Raw genomic sequence first — 14,084 nt, forward strand, 5'->3', positions numbered from 1 at the left:
GAAGCGCGTGTGATAGCTTGCCGACGCCAGTCGAACCCATGTGCGCACACATAAGTACGCGTACGGGTCAGGGAATCCGGTGCGAATCCGGAGCTGACGCGCAGCGGTGAGGGTGACGGGCGGGACAACGGCCACTGGACGGCGGTCACATCGCGGTCCGGGAAGGCGTCTCGTCCGGGTGACCCCGAGTCCGAAGACCTGCTGGCGGTCCCCGGCACCGAGGGGTGCCCGGGGAAGCACCGTACGACCGGGCTTCGCGCATGAGCCCTCGACGCCGAAGGAAGTCCCGTGCCGCTCGCACGCCCCGTCCGCCATGCCGTCCCGTTCCTGACCGCCGGTGCCCTGTTGCTGACCGGCTGCGGGGGCTCCGGTTCCACAGCGTCGCCGGACCGGGGTCCGGCTCCGGGCGGATCCGCCGGTCATCCGGTGACGCTCGACAACTGCGGGCGCGAGGTGCGGGTCGACAGCCCGCCCGAACGCGCTGTCTCCCTCAACCAGGGCACGACCGAGATCCTGCTCTCCCTCGGGCTCGCCGACCGTGTGGTGGGCACCGCCACCTGGACCGATCCGCTGCCGAAGGGGCTCGAGAAGGCCAACGCGAAGGTGCCCCGCCTCGCCGATGACGCACCCTCCTTCGAGAAGGTCCTCGACGCCGAACCCGACCTCGTCGTCTCCTCGTTCGCCTCCACGCTAGGCAAGGGCGGAGTGGCGACCCGGGAGGAGTTCGAGAAGCTCGGCGTGCCCACGTATCTGTCGCCGTCGGACTGTGTGGGCAAGGACAACAGCGGGGACGGCGACGGCGTCCGCACCGAGCCGCTGACCATGGAGACGGTCTACGGCGAAATCCGCGATCTGGCCCGGATCTTCGGGGTCGAGGAGCGCGGCGAGAAGCTGGTGGCCGAGCTGCGAACCCGGGTCAGGAAGGCGACCGCCGGACTCGACGCGCGCGGGGTCACTGTCCTGTACTGGTTCGCCAATGACCAGTCCCCGTACCTCGCCGGGTGCTGCGGCGCCCCCGGGATCATCACCCGTGAACTGGGCGCGAAGAACGTCTTCGACGACACCGACGAGGAATGGCCCCAGGTCAACTGGGAGACCGTCGCCGACCGCGACCCGGACGTCCTCGTCGTCGGGGACCTGGTCCGCAAGCAGCAGACGGCCGAGACGGCCGCGAAGAAGATCGAGTTCCTGGAGTCCGACCCGGTCACCCGGAACATGACGGCGGTGCGCGAGAAGCGGTACGTACGGCTGCCGGGCCAGGCCATGAACCCCACGATCCGCACCGTCGAGGGCGTGGAGAAGCTCGCGACGGCCCTGCGCGAGTACGGCCTCACGGGATGACGGGCCCGGCACCCGACACGGTGGCCGGCACCGAGCCTGTGGCCGACCGGGTGACCGGAACGTCGGCCCCGGCCAAGGCGCGCCGGACGGCAGCGGCGGGGGCCGTCGGTCGGAGGCTTTGGTGGGGGTCGGCGTGGTCGGCCGGGGGCGCGGTGCTGTGTCTGTCCGTGGCCCTCGCGATCACCATCGGGCCGGCCGACATCGGCGTGGTCGACGTGTGGTCCACGGTGGTGGCCCATCTCGGCTGGGGGCACACGGAGTTGACGCCCATCCGGGACGGCATCGTGTGGAACCTACGGCTGCCACGCACCCTGCTGGCCGCCGTGTGCGGGGCCGGACTGGCCGTGTGCGGCGCGGTGATGCAGTCCCTGCTGCGCAACCCGCTCGCCGACCCCTTCGTGCTCGGTGTCTCCTCCGGCGCGTCGACCGGCGCGGTCGTGGTCGTCGTGCTGGGCGCGGGAGGCGGCGCGCTGTCGGTCTCCGGTGGCGCGTTCCTGGGCGCGGTGGCCTCCTTCGGCCTCGTGCTGCTGCTCAGCCATACCCTCGGCGGCACCACGGACCGGGTGGTGCTGGTGGGGGTCGCGGCCATGCAACTGTTCTCCGCGCTCACCTCCTTCATCGTGATGACCGCGGCCGACGCCGAGACGACCCGCGCGGTGCTGTTCTGGCTGCTCGGCTCGCTCAGCGGTGCCGGCTGGACGGACGTGACGGTGTGCCTGGCGGTGCTGGTGGCGGTGCTGCTGGTCTGCCTGGGGCACACCCACGCGCTGGACGCGTTCGCGTTCGGGCAGGACGCGGCGGCCTCGCTCGGCGTCTCCGTGGCCCGCGTCCGGCTCGTCCTGCTGTGCGCCACCGCCCTGCTCACGGCCGCCCTGGTCGCCTCGGCGGGTGCGATCGGCTTCGTCGGCCTGGTGCTGCCGCACGCTGCACGCGCGCTGACCGGCTCCGGCCACCGTCGGCTCCTGCCGGCCTCCGCACTGGCCGGGGCCGTGTTCCTGGTGTGGGTCGACACCCTCGCCCGTACCGTCCTGGACCCGCAGGAGGTGCCGGTCGGGGTAGTGACGTCCCTCATCGGCGTCCCGGCCTTCGTCGCCATCATGTACCGGACCAGGAGCACCCGATGACCGACACCGCCTCCAGCTCCTCCCCCGGGCTGCGCGCCGAGCGGGTGTCCCGGACCGCCGACGGCACTCTGATCCTGGACGGGGTCAGCGTGGCGCCCCGGCCGGGCACCGTCACCGGTCTGCTGGGCCCCAACGGCTCGGGCAAGTCCACCCTGCTGCGTCTGCTCGCCGGGGTCCTCGCGCCCGCCTCGGGGGTCGTCACCCTCGACGACCGTCCACTGGACCGGGTGGGGCGCCGGGCGGTCGCCCAGCGGATCGCCGTCGTGGCGCAACAGGCGGACACCCAGGTCGAGTTGACGGTCCAGAACGTCGTACGGCTGGGCCGTGTCCCGCACCGCCGAGCGTGGTCGGCCGCCTCCCGGGTCGACGAGGAGGCCGTCCGCACGGCCCTGGCCCGCACGGGTCTGGGCGACAAGGCCCACCGGTCCTGGCACACCCTGTCGGGCGGTGGGCGCCAGCGGGTCCAGATCGCCCGCGCGCTCGCACAGGAGCCGAGCGAGCTCCTCCTGGACGAGCCCACCAACCACCTCGACATCCCCACCAGCTCGCCCTGCTGACCCTGATCCGCGAACTCCGTCTGACCAGCGTCGTCGCCCTGCACGACCTGAACCTCGCCGCCATGTACTGCGACCGGCTCGTCGTGCTGCGGCAGGGCCGTGTGGTGGCCGCCGGAACCCCGCACGACGTCCTCACCGAGTCCCTGATCGCCGCCGTCTACGGCGTACGGGCCACCGGCCCCGGCCCTGGCCCCGGCCCTGGCCCCGGCGAAGGACCGCATATCCGCTTCCTGGGCCCGCTGCCGTAGGCCGTCGCGCTTTTCCCGGGGCCCGACACGGCGTCGCGCGGAGCCACGGTCGCAGGCGCGCGACGGCGTGAAGTCGCCGCGCGCCCACGCGACCGGGCGCTCCCGGACGCACGCTCAGAGCGAGGCCCGCTCCACCGGGATCCACAGCTCCGCGTCGGCCCGCGCCGCGTCGGGCGAGAGCCTGGTCCGCAGGATCTCGGGGCCCGGACGGCTCCGGTACGGGTTGGACGGGAACCACTGGGTGAACACGTCCCGCCACAGATGCTGCAACGCCTGCGGGAAGGGCCCGGAGTTCTCGAAGACCGCCCATGTCCCGGCCGGGACGACGAGCTCGTCCATGTCCTCGGGGGCGGCGGCGCGCGTCACCGCTCCGTGGAAGTAGTCGAGTTCGGTGCCCTCGGCACGACTGGCGTCGAGATTGTCGCTGATCGCGACGATCCCCCTCGGCTCCTGGTCGGACAGGCTCTCGATCCGGTCGAGCGTCTCCTTGCCGAGGCCCCGGATGAAGTCGGCGATCGCCGGGTTCATCCCCTCGTGCACGAGCGGGACCCGGGCCCTCCTCCCGACCACCCGGAACTCCTCCTTCTCCATGACTCGGTATCGCATGCTGCTGCTCCCTTCGACGACGAGGCGGAAGGACATCCGGGGCTGCGACCGCAGGCTCGCGCCGGTCCGCCGGGCCTCCCCGGGGCCGACGCCGTGCAGGGCGCGGAACGCCCGTGCGAACGCCTCTCCGGATCCGTAGCCGTAGCGCACCGCGATCTCCAGCAGCGTCCGCTCGTCGGCCAGCACCTCGGCGCCGGCCACGGTCAGCCGCCGCCGTCGGACGTACTCCGACAGCGGCATGCCGGCGAGCGCCGAGAAGAGCCGCCGCAGGTGGTACTCCGACGTCACCGCGATCCGCGCCAGGTCCGCCACCTCGATCGGCTGATCGAGGTGGCGTTCGATGTGCTCCATGGCCTGGTTGAGCCGCTCCAGCACCCCGGCCTCCTTCCTTTCGCCCACCACGCTAGGAAGCGGCCGGCCCGCCCCACCCGACATCCTGTGCCCGCTCCGGTCGGGTGGGTGACTACGGGGCAGCAGATTGCCGAGGCAAGGGTGCGGGGCGGTGGACCGCCCCGCACCCCCGCGCCGTCGTCAGCTGTCGCCGCCCTCCAGGTCGCCCTCCGTCTCCAGGTACACCTGGCGCAGCCCCTCCAGCACCGCCGGATCCGGCTTCTCCCACATCCCGCGCGACTCCGCCTCCAGCAGCCGCTCGGCGATGCCGTGCAGGGCCCAGGGGTTGGCCTGCTGGAGGAACTCGCGGTTGGTCTCGTCCAGGACGTAGGTCTCGGTGAGCTTGTCGTACATCCAGTCGGCGATCACGCCCGTGGTGGCGTCGTAGCCGAACAGGTAGTCGACGGTGGCGGCCAGTTCGAAGGCACCCTTGTAGCCGTGGCGGCGCATCGCCTCGATCCACTTGGGGTTGACGACGCGGGCCCGGAAGACTCGGGACGTCTCCTCGACGAGGGTGCGGGTGCGGACCGTCTCCGGGCGGGTGGAGTCGCCGATGTACGCCTCGGGGGCCGTGCCGCGCAGCGCGCGGACGGTGGCCACCATGCCGCCGTGGTACTGGAAGTAGTCGTCGGAGTCGGCGATGTCGTGCTCCCGGGTGTCCGTGTTCTTCGCGGCCACCTCGATCCGCTTGTACGCCGTCTCCATCTCCTCACGGGCCGGACGGCCGTCCAGCTCCCGTCCGTAGGCGTAGCCGCCCCAGACCGTGTAGACCTCGGCGAGGTCGGCGTCGGTGCGCCAGTCCCGGGAGTCGATGAGCTGGAGCAGTCCGGCGCCGTACGTGCCGGGGCGGGAGCCGAAGATCCGGGTGGTGGCCCGGCGTTCGTCCCCGTGGGCCGCCAGGTCCGCCTGGACGTGGGCGCGGACGTGGTTGACCTCGGCCGGCTCGTCGAGCGACGCGGCCAGCCGTACGGCGTCGTCCAGCAGGCCGATGGTGTGCGGGAACGCGTCGCGGAAGAAGCCCGAGATGCGCAGGGTGACGTCGACCCGGGGACGGCCCAACTCCTCGGCCGGGACGGCCTCCAGGCCGGTCACCCGGCGAGAGGCGTCGTCCCAGACCGGGCGGACGCCGAGCAGGGCGAGGGCCTCGGCCACGTCGTCGCCGGCCGTGCGCATGGCGCTGGTGCCCCACAGGGAGAGGCCGACGGAGGTGGGCCATTCGCCGTTGTCGGCTCGGTAGCGCTCCAGCAGGGAGTCGGCGAGGGCCTGGCCGGTCTCCCAGGCGAGGCGGGAGGGGACGGCCTTGGGGTCGACGGAGTAGAAGTTCCGGCCGGTCGGCAGGACGTTGACCAGGCCGCGCAGCGGGGAGCCCGAGGGGCCCGCCGGGACGAACCCGCCGTCGAGGGCGTGGACGGTGTGGTCGAGTTCGGCCGTGGTCGCCGCGAGCCGGGGCACGACCTCGCGGGCGGCGAACTCCAGGATGGCGGTGACCTGTTCGCCGCGCTCGGCGGGGACGTGCGCCGCCACGACCGTGGGGACGGCGGCCGGGTCCCAGCCCGTGTCCTGCATCGCCTGGACCAGTGCGCGGGCCTTCTCCTCGGCCTCGTCGGCGGTGGTGCGGGTGGCGGCGGACTCGTCGAGGCCAAGGGCTTCGCGCAGACCGGGCAGGGCCGTGGTGCCGCCCCAGATCTGGCGGGCGCGCAGGACGGCGAGGACCAGGTTGACGTGGTCGGCGTCGGCCGGCGGGGTGCCGAGGACGTGCAGGCCGTCGCGGATCTGGGCGTCCTTGACCTCGCACAGCCAGCCGTCGACGTGCAGCAGGAAGTCGTCGAAGCCGTCGTCCTCGGGGCGGTCGTTCAGTCCCAGGTCGTGGTCGAGCTTGGCGGCCTGGATGAGGGTCCAGATCTGGGCGCGGATCGCCGGGAGCTTCGCCGGGTCCATCGAGCTGATCTGGGCGTACTCGTCGAGGAGTTGCTCCAGGCGCGCGATGTCGCCGTACGAGTCCGCGCGGGCCATCGGCGGCACGAGGTGGTCGACGAGCGTGGCGTGGACGCGGCGCTTGGCCTGGGTGCCCTCGCCCGGGTCGTTGACCAGGAAGGGGTAGACCAGCGGCAGGTCGCCGAGGGCGGCGTCGGGGCCGCAGGCGGCGGACAGGCCCGCGTTCTTGCCCGGCAGCCACTCCAGGTTGCCGTGCTTGCCGAGGTGGATCATCGCGTCGGCGCCGAACCCGCCGTCCTCGGCGCGGGCCGCGATCCAGCGGTACGCGGCGAGGTAGTGGTGGGAGGGCGGGAGGTCCGGGTCGTGGTAGATCGCGATCGGGTTCTCGCCGAAGCCGCGCGGCGGCTGGATGAGGATGAGCAGGTTGCCGAAGCGCAGGGCCGCGAGGACGATGTCGCCCTCCGGGTTGGCGCTGCGGTCGACGAACATCTCGCCGGGCGCGGGCCCCCAGTGCTCCTCGACCGCCGTACGCAGTTCCTCGGGGAGCTCGGCGTACCAGCGGCGGTAGTCGGCCGCCGGGATACGGACCGGGTTGCGGGCCAACTGCTCCTCGGTCAGCCAGTCCTGGTCGTGGCCGCCCGCCTCGATCAGCGCGCGGATCAGCTCGTCGCCGTCGCCGGAGGCCAGGCCCGGTACCTCGGCGTCGGTCCCGAAGTCGTAACCCTCCTCGCGCAGTCGGCGCAGCAGGGCGACGGCGCTGGCGGGGGTGTCGAGGCCGACCGCGTTGCCGATGCGGGAGTGCTTGGTCGGGTAGGCGGACAGCACGAGCGCGAGGCGTTTGTCGGCGTTGGCGATGTGCCGTAGCCGCGCGTGCCGTACGGCGATCCCGGCGACGCGGGCGGCGCGCTCGGGGTCGGCGACGTAGGCCGGGAGGCCGTCCTCGTCGATCTCCTTGAAGGAGAACGGGACGGTGATCAGCCGGCCGTCGAACTCGGGGACGGCGATCTGGCTGGCCGCGTCGAGCGGGGAGACGCCCTCGTCGTTCTCCTCCCAGGCGGCGCGCGAACCGGTCAGGCACAGGGCCTGGAGGATCGGCACGTCGAGGCCGGTCAGCGCGCCCGCGTCCCAGGACTCGTCGTCACCGCCCGCCGAGGCCTCGGCGGGCTTGGTGCCGCCCGCGGCGAGGACGGTGGTCACGATGGCGTCGGCGGCGCGGAGTTCCTCGATCAGCTCGGGCTCGGGGGCGCGCAGGGAGGCCACGTAGAGCGGGAGCGCGCGGGCGCCCTTGTCCTCGATCGCCCCGCACAGGGCGTCCACGAAGGCGGTGTTGCCGCTCATGTGGTGGGCGCGGTAGTAAAGCACGGCGACGGTCGGCCCGTCGGCGCTGTCGCGGGCGGTGCGCTCCAGCGGGCCCCAGGAGGGGGCGGGCGCGGGCGCGTCGAAGCCGTGGCCGGTGAGCAGGACCGTGTCGGAGAGGAAGCGGGCCAGCTGTTCCAGGTTGGCGGGACCACCGTGCGCGAGGTAGGCGTGGGCCTCGGCGGCGATGCCGACGGGGACGGTGGAGGCGGCCATCAGCTGGGCGTCGGGCGCCTGTTCACCGGTGAGGACGACGACCGGGCGGCCGTCGGCGAGCAGCAGGTCGAGGCCGTCCTGCCAGGCGCGGATCCCTCCGAGCAGGCGGACGACGACGAGGTCGGTGCCGTCGAGGAGGGCCGGGAGGTCCTCCAGCGCGAGGCGGGAGGGGTTGGCGAAGCGGTAGGGGACCGGGCCGGCGGCCGCGCGGGCGCTGAGCAGGTCGGTGTCGGAGGTCGACAGGAGCAGGATGCGGGGCTGCGCGGAGCGCTCCCCGGACGATGGCTGCATGCGGCTGCTGGCCTTCCTCGGGGTCCGCGCCCCGGGCGGTGTCGGATCGGAGTCTCCCCTGCCCGGGCGGACCGAGCGGTACGGGGAAGGGAGTTCCTGACTCGTCCGCCCCTCCTGGGACGGACTCACAGTGGCGGGACCGCGCCGGACTCACACCGGGCTTCCTCCCCTGTCGCCGTGGTGGCGTCGGCGGACCGGATGATCCGCCAAGCAGCATAGTAAGGGTCGCCTCAAAAGGGCGGAGGATACGTCCGTTGTGCCGGTGGGTATGCTCGCCGCCATGTCCACCCCTCCCCTGCGTTCATCGTCCCAGGCCACAGCGGTCACACGGGACCGTGGCGACGCCTGCCCGGGGACGCTGCGGCTGCATACGGCGGACGACGGGGCGCTGGCCCGGGTCCGGGTGCCCGGCGGTGTGCTGGGCGTCCGCCAGGCCGAGGCGCTCGCGGAGGCGTCGCGACGGCTCGGCGACGGTGATCTTCACCTCACTTCCCGCGGCAACGTACAGGTGCGCGGACTGGCCGACGGCTGCGGGGGCGAGCTGGCCGAGTCGCTGGACGCGGCCGGGCTGTTGCCGTCCGCCGGGCACGAACGGGTGCGCAACATCGTCGCCTCCCCCCTGTCCGGTCTCGACGGACGCGGCCTGCGCGACGTACGGCCCTGGCTGTCCGCCCTCGACACCGCCTTGTGCGCGAGCGAGGCGGCGCGAGGGCTGTCGGGACGGTTCCTGTTCGCGCTCGACGACGGGCGCGGCGATGTGACCGCGCTGGACGCCGATGTGACCGTCCGGGCGGCCGAGGACGGTGGCGCGCTGCTGAGCCTGGGGACGGCCGGGGAGAGCCTGGCGGTCCCCGGCGAGGAAGCGGCCCGTGCCGCGCTGACCGCCGCCGAGACCTTCCTGGAGGCGGCGCGGGAGAGCGGGGCCCGAGTCTGGCGTGTGACCGAACTCCCCTTCCAGGACGGGCTGCTCGGCCGGGTCCGGGACCGGCTGGCCGCCGTCGGCGTCGACTCCGTGAGCCGGGGCCGCGCCGAGAGCGGGACGGCCGATGCCGAGGGCGGCCCGCCCCCGGGAGCCGTCGGCGACGCCCTCTGCGTGCATGTCCCTCTCGGTCGCCTCACCCCCCTGCAATGGCGGGAGTTGACCGCTCTCGCGGCCGCGGCACCGTCCCGGGAACTGCGGCTCACGCCATGGCGCGGGGTCGTCGTACCCGTACGGGGCCTGAGCGAGGAGCGGACGGCCGACGCGCTCGCCCGGCTCTCGGTGACCGGCCTCGTCACCGATCCGGCCTCCCCCTGGCTGCGTGTCGGCGCCTGCATCGGACGGCCCGGCTGCGCGAAGTCCCGGGCGGACGTGCGGGCGGACGCCACCAAGAGCCTGGCGGCGGCCGGCGAAGCGGGACTTCCCCTGTACTGGTCGGGCTGCGAGCGCCGCTGCGGCCACCCCCGGGGCGAACGGATCGACGTGGTGGCGGTGGAGGGTGGCGGCTACGAACTCTCCCGCTCCGCCCCCGGCCGAAGCCCGCGCACCGCCGCGATGGCGGACCCGTCCCGACTCGACGCCGCCCTGGGGGAGATCACCCCCTGGACCACCGAAAAGCCGCACGACACGGACCCGTTGACGCACACGACACGCACGCCCCGGACCCGATGAGGCTCACCACACGCACCACACGCACCACACGCACCACACGCACCACACGCACGACCCGCACCACACGCACGACCGGCACGACCCGCACGAACGACCGCCGTACGACGACCGAGAGCAGCGAGAAGACCACCGTGACCACCTACGACTACGAGAAGGACGGCCCGGCGATCTACCGGCAGTCCTTCGCCACCATCCGCGCGGAGGCGGACCTCGCGGCCCTGCCCGCCGATGTCAGCCAGGTCGCGGTCCGGATGATCCACGCCTGCGGAATGGTCGACCTCGTACGGGACTTGGCGTACACGCCCGACGTGGTGGCCCGCGCCCGTGAGGCCCTGCGCGCCGGGGCGCCCATCTTCACCGACGTGAAGATGGTGGCCAGTGGGGTGACCCGCAAGCGGCTGCCCGCCGACAACGACGTTCTGTGCATGCTCTCCGACCCGGCCGTCCCCGAGCTGGCGGCGAAGCTGGGCACCACGCGCAGCGCCGCCGCGCTGGAGCTGTGGCGGGACCGGCTGGAGGGCTCGGTCGTGGCCGTCGGCAACGCGCCCACCGCGCTCTTCCGGCTCCTGGAGATGATCGACGAGGGCGCGCCCCGGCCCGCCGCCGTCATCGGGGTGCCCGTCGGGTTCGTCGGCGCGGCCGAGTCCAAGGACGCGCTGGCGGAGCACCCGTCGGGCCTGGAGCACCTCGTCGTGCGCGGCCGTCGTGGCGGGAGCGCCATCGCCGCCGCCGCGCTCAACGCGATCGCGAGTGAGGAAGAGTGAGCGGCAAGCTGTACGGGGTGGGGCTCGGCCCCGGTGACCCGTCCCTGATGACCGTCCGGGCCGTCGAGGCGATCTCCGAGGCGGACGTGATCGCGTACCACTGCGCCCGGCACGGCCGTTCCATCGCCCGCTCGATCGCGGCGCGGCACATCCGCGCCGACCACATCGAGGAACGGCTGATGTATCCGCTGACGACGGAGACCACCGATCACCCGGGCGGCTACAAGGGCGCGATGGAGGACTTCTACGCGGAGGCCTCGGCCCTGCTGGCCGCGCATCTGGACGCCGGGCGCACGGTCGCGGTCCTCGCCGAGGGCGACCCGATGTTCTACGGCTCCTACATGCACATGCACAAGCGGCTGGTGGACCGCTACGACACCGAGGTGATCCCCGGTGTGACGTCCGTGTCGGCCGCCGCGGCCCGGCTCGGCACTCCGCTCGCCGAGGGCGAGGAGGTGCTGACGATCCTGCCGGGCACCCTGCCGGAGGAGGAGCTGACCGCGCGGCTCGCCGCGACGGACGTGGCCGTGGTGATGAAGCTGGGCAGGACCTTCACCAAGGTGCGGAGCGCGCTGGAGGCTTCGGGGCGGCTCGGCGGGGCCCGCTACGTGGAGCGGGCCACCATGGCCGGGGAGCGGCTCGCCGAACTGGCGGACGTGGACCCGGAGTCGGTGCCGTACTTCTCGGTGGCCGTGCTGCCCAGCCAGGTCGACGTCGAACGGCCCGAGGCCCGGGAGCGGGGCGAGGTCGTGGTGGTCGGGACCGGCCCGGCCGGTCCGCTGTGGCTGACCCCCGAGACGCGGGGCGCGCTCGCCGCCGCCGACGACCTCGTCGGTTACACCACGTATCTGGACCGGGTGCCGCGCCGGGCGGGTCAGGTGCGGCACGGCTCGGACAACCGGGTCGAGTCGGAGCGCGCCGAGTTCGCCCTCGACCTGGCCCGGCGCGGGCGGCGGGTCGCGGTCGTCTCCGGTGGTGACCCGGGGGTCTTCGCCATGGCGACGGCCGTGCTGGAGGTCGCCTCGCAGGAGGAGTACGCGGATGTGCCGGTGCGGGTGCTGCCGGGGGTGACCGCCGCGAACGCGGCCGCCGCCCGCGCGGGTGCCCCGCTCGGCCACGACTACGCCACGATCTCCCTGTCCGACCGGCTCAAGCCGTGGGAGGTCATCGCCGAGCGGTTGCGGGCGGCGGCCTCGGCGGACCTGGTGCTCGCCCTCTACAACCCCGGTTCGCACAGCCGTACCTGGCAGGTGGGCAAGGCGCGCGAGCTGCTGCTGGAACACCGGGCGCCGGACACCCCGGTCGTCGTCGCCCGCGACGTGGGCGGCCCCGGCGAGCGGGTGCGGATCGTACGGCTGGCGGAGCTGGACCCGGCCGAGGTCGACATGCGCACGATCCTGCTGGTCGGCTCCTCGCAGACCCGGGCGGTCCGGCGCGGCGACGGCGAGGAGATCGTCTGGACGCCGCGCCGCTACCCGGAGGGATGAGCGGGGCGCGCAAGGGGTGCTGTCGGGACGGCGGTGGCCGGGTCAGCGGGGTTCGACGAGCCCCCTGACCCAATGCGCCGCCGTCTCCGGGTCCGGCACCACGGGCACGTCCTCCGGCACGGGCGGTCGGCGTACCACGACCACGGGCAGCCCCGCCTCCCTCGCGGCCGTGAGCTTCGGCGCGGTCGCCGCTCCCCCGCTGTCCTTCGTGACCACGACATCGACGTGGTGGCGCCCGAGCAGGTCCCGCTCCCCCGCGAGGGTGAACGGGCCCCGGTCGAGCAGCACCTCCATCCGGGCCGGGTGCGGGGCCTCGGGCGCGTCGACGGAGCGTACGAGGAACCACAGGTCGTCCAGGGCGGCGAACGCCGCCAGGCCCATACGGCCGGTGGTGAGGAAGACGCGCCGGCCGAGCGTGGGCAGCAGCCGCGCGGCCTCCGCCAGGGAGCCGACGTCGTGCCAGTCGTCGCCGGCGGTCGGCACCCAGCCGGGCCGGCGCAGCGCGAGCAGGGGAACATGGGTCATGGCGGCCGCCCGTGCCGCGTGGAAACTCATGGTCCCGGCGAAAGGATGCGTGGCGTCGATGAACGCGTCCACCCCCTGCTCGCGCAGCCAGGCGGCCAGCCCCTCGGCCCCGCCGAAGCCGCCGACGCGGACCTCGCCCGGGGGCAGCCGGGGGCTGGCGACGCGTCCGGCGAGGGAGCTGGTCAGCCGGACGCCCGGGGTGGCGTGCAGCAGTTCGGCCAGGCGGCGGGCCTCCGTGGTCCCGCCGAGTATCAATGCGTGCATGGGAGTCCGGGTCCGTTCATGAGCGGTGACGAAGTACGGGATGCCGGTGGGACCGGCGACGGGGCGCGGGGCGGTCGCGCGGCCCAACTCAAGCACACCGGGCTGCGGCACGGCTGGACGACCGGTGCCTGTGCGACGGCGGCCACGACGGCCGCGTACACCGCGCTGCTGACGGGCGACTTCCCGGATCCGGTGACCATCACCCTGCCGAAGGGCCAGACCCCGGCGTTCGCGCTCGCGGCCGAGGAGCTGACCGGCGACAGTGCGATGGCGGGGATCGTGAAGGACGCGGGCGACGACCCGGACGTCACGCACGGCGCGCTGGTCCGGGCCACGGTGCGTCCGCTGCCCGTCGGCTCCGGGGTGGTCTTCCGGGCGGGCCCGGGGGTCGGCACGATCACCCGTCCGGGTCTGCCCCTGCCCGTCGGGGAACCGGCCGTGAATCCGGTGCCCCGGCAGATGATGCGGGACCACGTCGCCGAGGTCGCGGCCCGGCACGGGGGTACCGGCGATGTCGAGATCACGGTCTCCGTGGACAACGGCGAGGAGATCGCCCGGTCCACCTGGAACCCCCGTCTCGGCATCCTGGGCGGCCTGTCCGTCCTCGGCACCACCGGGATCGTCGTGCCGTACTCCTGCTCGGCGTGGATCGACTCCATCCGGCGGGGCGTGGACGTGGCGCGGGCCGCCGGGCGCACGCATGTCGCCGGGTGCACGGGGTCCACGTCGGAGCGGACGGTCGTCGCCGAGTACGCGCTGCCGGAGGACGCGCTGCTGGACATGGGCGACTTCGCGGGGGCGGTCCTGAAGTACGTGCGCCGCCACCCGGTGGACCGGCTGACCATCTGCGGCGGGTTCGCGAAGCTGTCCAAGCTCGCCGCCGGGCATCTCGATCTGCACTCCGCCCGCTCCCAGGTCGACAAGGGGTTCCTCGCGGACCTCGCGCGGCGCGGCGGCGCGGACGAGGCGCTGGCCGCGGAAGTGGCCGGGGCCAACACCGGGCTGGCCGCGCTGCAGTTGTGCGCGGCGGCCGGGGTCCCACTGGGCGACCTGGTCGCGACGGCCGCGCGTGACGAGGCGCTGTCCGTCCTGCGGGGCGCGCCGGTCGCGGTCGACGTCATCTGCGTCGACCGCGGGGGGATGGTGGTGGGCCGCAGTGGGGTGCGCTGAGGGAGGGGCGCATTGTCGGCTGCGGGCCCGGTAGGGCTTCTCGCGCAGTTCCCCGCGCCCCTAAGAGATCAGGCCCTGCGGGCCTGAAAAGGCTGGGGCACGGCCCCGGCTTTTCAGGGGCGCGGGGAACTGCGCGAGAAGCCCCCCCCGGTCGCACCT

Annotated in this window: 9 protein-coding genes, 1 pseudogene and 2 riboswitches; of the genes and pseudogenes, 7 read left to right on the top strand and 3 right to left on the bottom strand. The window is 73.8% G+C overall.

Going from position 1 to position 14,084, the window contains the following annotated elements:
• Positions 1-10 precede the first annotated feature (10 nt).
• Positions 11-221: riboswitch (cobalamin riboswitch) on the top strand.
• A 67-nt stretch (positions 222-288) separates the two neighbouring features.
• The 3 genes and pseudogenes from GWK25_RS26900 to GWK25_RS26910 all read left to right on the top strand — a co-directional run bounded on the left by GWK25_RS26900 (position 289) and on the right by GWK25_RS26910 (position 3,270).
• Positions 289-1,341: an ABC transporter substrate-binding protein gene (locus GWK25_RS26900; RefSeq protein ID WP_215453811.1), complete on the top strand. Its 1,053-nt coding sequence runs from the start codon at positions 289-291 to the stop codon at positions 1,339-1,341.
• Positions 1,338-2,465, top strand: coding sequence for an iron ABC transporter permease (locus tag GWK25_RS26905; protein WP_215453813.1), 1,128 nt, complete (start codon positions 1,338-1,340; stop codon positions 2,463-2,465). The genes GWK25_RS26900 and GWK25_RS26905 overlap by 4 nt, the downstream gene beginning before the upstream one ends.
• Positions 2,462-3,270: pseudogene (locus GWK25_RS26910) on the top strand (ABC transporter ATP-binding protein). Before GWK25_RS26905 ends, GWK25_RS26910 begins: the two are co-directional and overlap by 4 nt.
• A 114-nt stretch (positions 3,271-3,384) precedes the next feature.
• Here GWK25_RS26910 and GWK25_RS26915 read toward each other — a convergent pair.
• Positions 3,385-4,251, bottom strand: coding sequence for an AraC family transcriptional regulator (locus tag GWK25_RS26915; protein ID WP_215457608.1), 867 nt, complete (start codon positions 4,249-4,251; stop codon positions 3,385-3,387).
• Between the two features lie 156 nt (positions 4,252-4,407).
• Positions 4,408-8,064 carry a cobaltochelatase subunit CobN gene (gene cobN / locus GWK25_RS26920; protein WP_215453815.1) on the bottom strand — a complete coding sequence of 1,219 codons (3,657 nt, stop codon included), beginning with the start codon at positions 8,062-8,064 and terminating at the stop codon, positions 4,408-4,410.
• A gap of 90 nt (positions 8,065-8,154) precedes the next feature.
• A riboswitch (cobalamin riboswitch) is annotated at positions 8,155-8,231 on the bottom strand.
• 101 nt (positions 8,232-8,332) lie between these two features.
• On the opposite strand from cobN, the gene cobG reads away from it, so the two are divergent.
• The 3 genes from cobG to GWK25_RS26935 all read left to right on the top strand — a co-directional run bounded on the left by cobG (position 8,333) and on the right by GWK25_RS26935 (position 11,966).
• Complete coding sequence (gene cobG / locus GWK25_RS26925) at positions 8,333-9,715, top strand: precorrin-3B synthase (protein ID WP_215457610.1); 1,383 nt, start codon at positions 8,333-8,335, stop codon at positions 9,713-9,715.
• A 131-nt stretch (positions 9,716-9,846) separates the two neighbouring features.
• Positions 9,847-10,479 carry a precorrin-8X methylmutase gene (locus GWK25_RS26930; RefSeq protein WP_215457612.1) on the top strand — a complete coding sequence of 211 codons (633 nt, stop codon included), beginning with the start codon at positions 9,847-9,849 and terminating at the stop codon, positions 10,477-10,479.
• A complete protein-coding gene (locus tag GWK25_RS26935; protein WP_215453817.1) occupies positions 10,476-11,966 on the top strand; it encodes a precorrin-2 C(20)-methyltransferase in 1,491 nt (496 codons plus the stop codon). Before GWK25_RS26930 ends, GWK25_RS26935 begins: the two co-directional genes overlap by 4 nt.
• Positions 11,967-12,008: 42 nt before the next feature.
• On the opposite strand, the gene GWK25_RS26940 is transcribed toward GWK25_RS26935, so the two are convergent.
• A complete protein-coding gene (locus GWK25_RS26940) occupies positions 12,009-12,755 on the bottom strand; it encodes a cobalt-precorrin-6A reductase (RefSeq protein ID WP_215453819.1) in 747 nt (248 codons plus the stop codon).
• Positions 12,756-12,773: 18 nt separating this feature from the next.
• Between GWK25_RS26940 and GWK25_RS26945 the strand changes: the two genes are divergently transcribed.
• A complete protein-coding gene (locus GWK25_RS26945; protein WP_215453820.1) occupies positions 12,774-13,925 on the top strand; it encodes a cobalt-precorrin-5B (C(1))-methyltransferase in 1,152 nt (383 codons plus the stop codon).
• Positions 13,926-14,084 lie beyond the last annotated feature (159 nt).

The organism is Streptomyces sp. ATCC 21386, from assembly GCF_018728545.1.
In the GTDB taxonomy this organism is placed as follows: domain Bacteria; phylum Actinomycetota; class Actinomycetes; order Streptomycetales; family Streptomycetaceae; genus Streptomyces.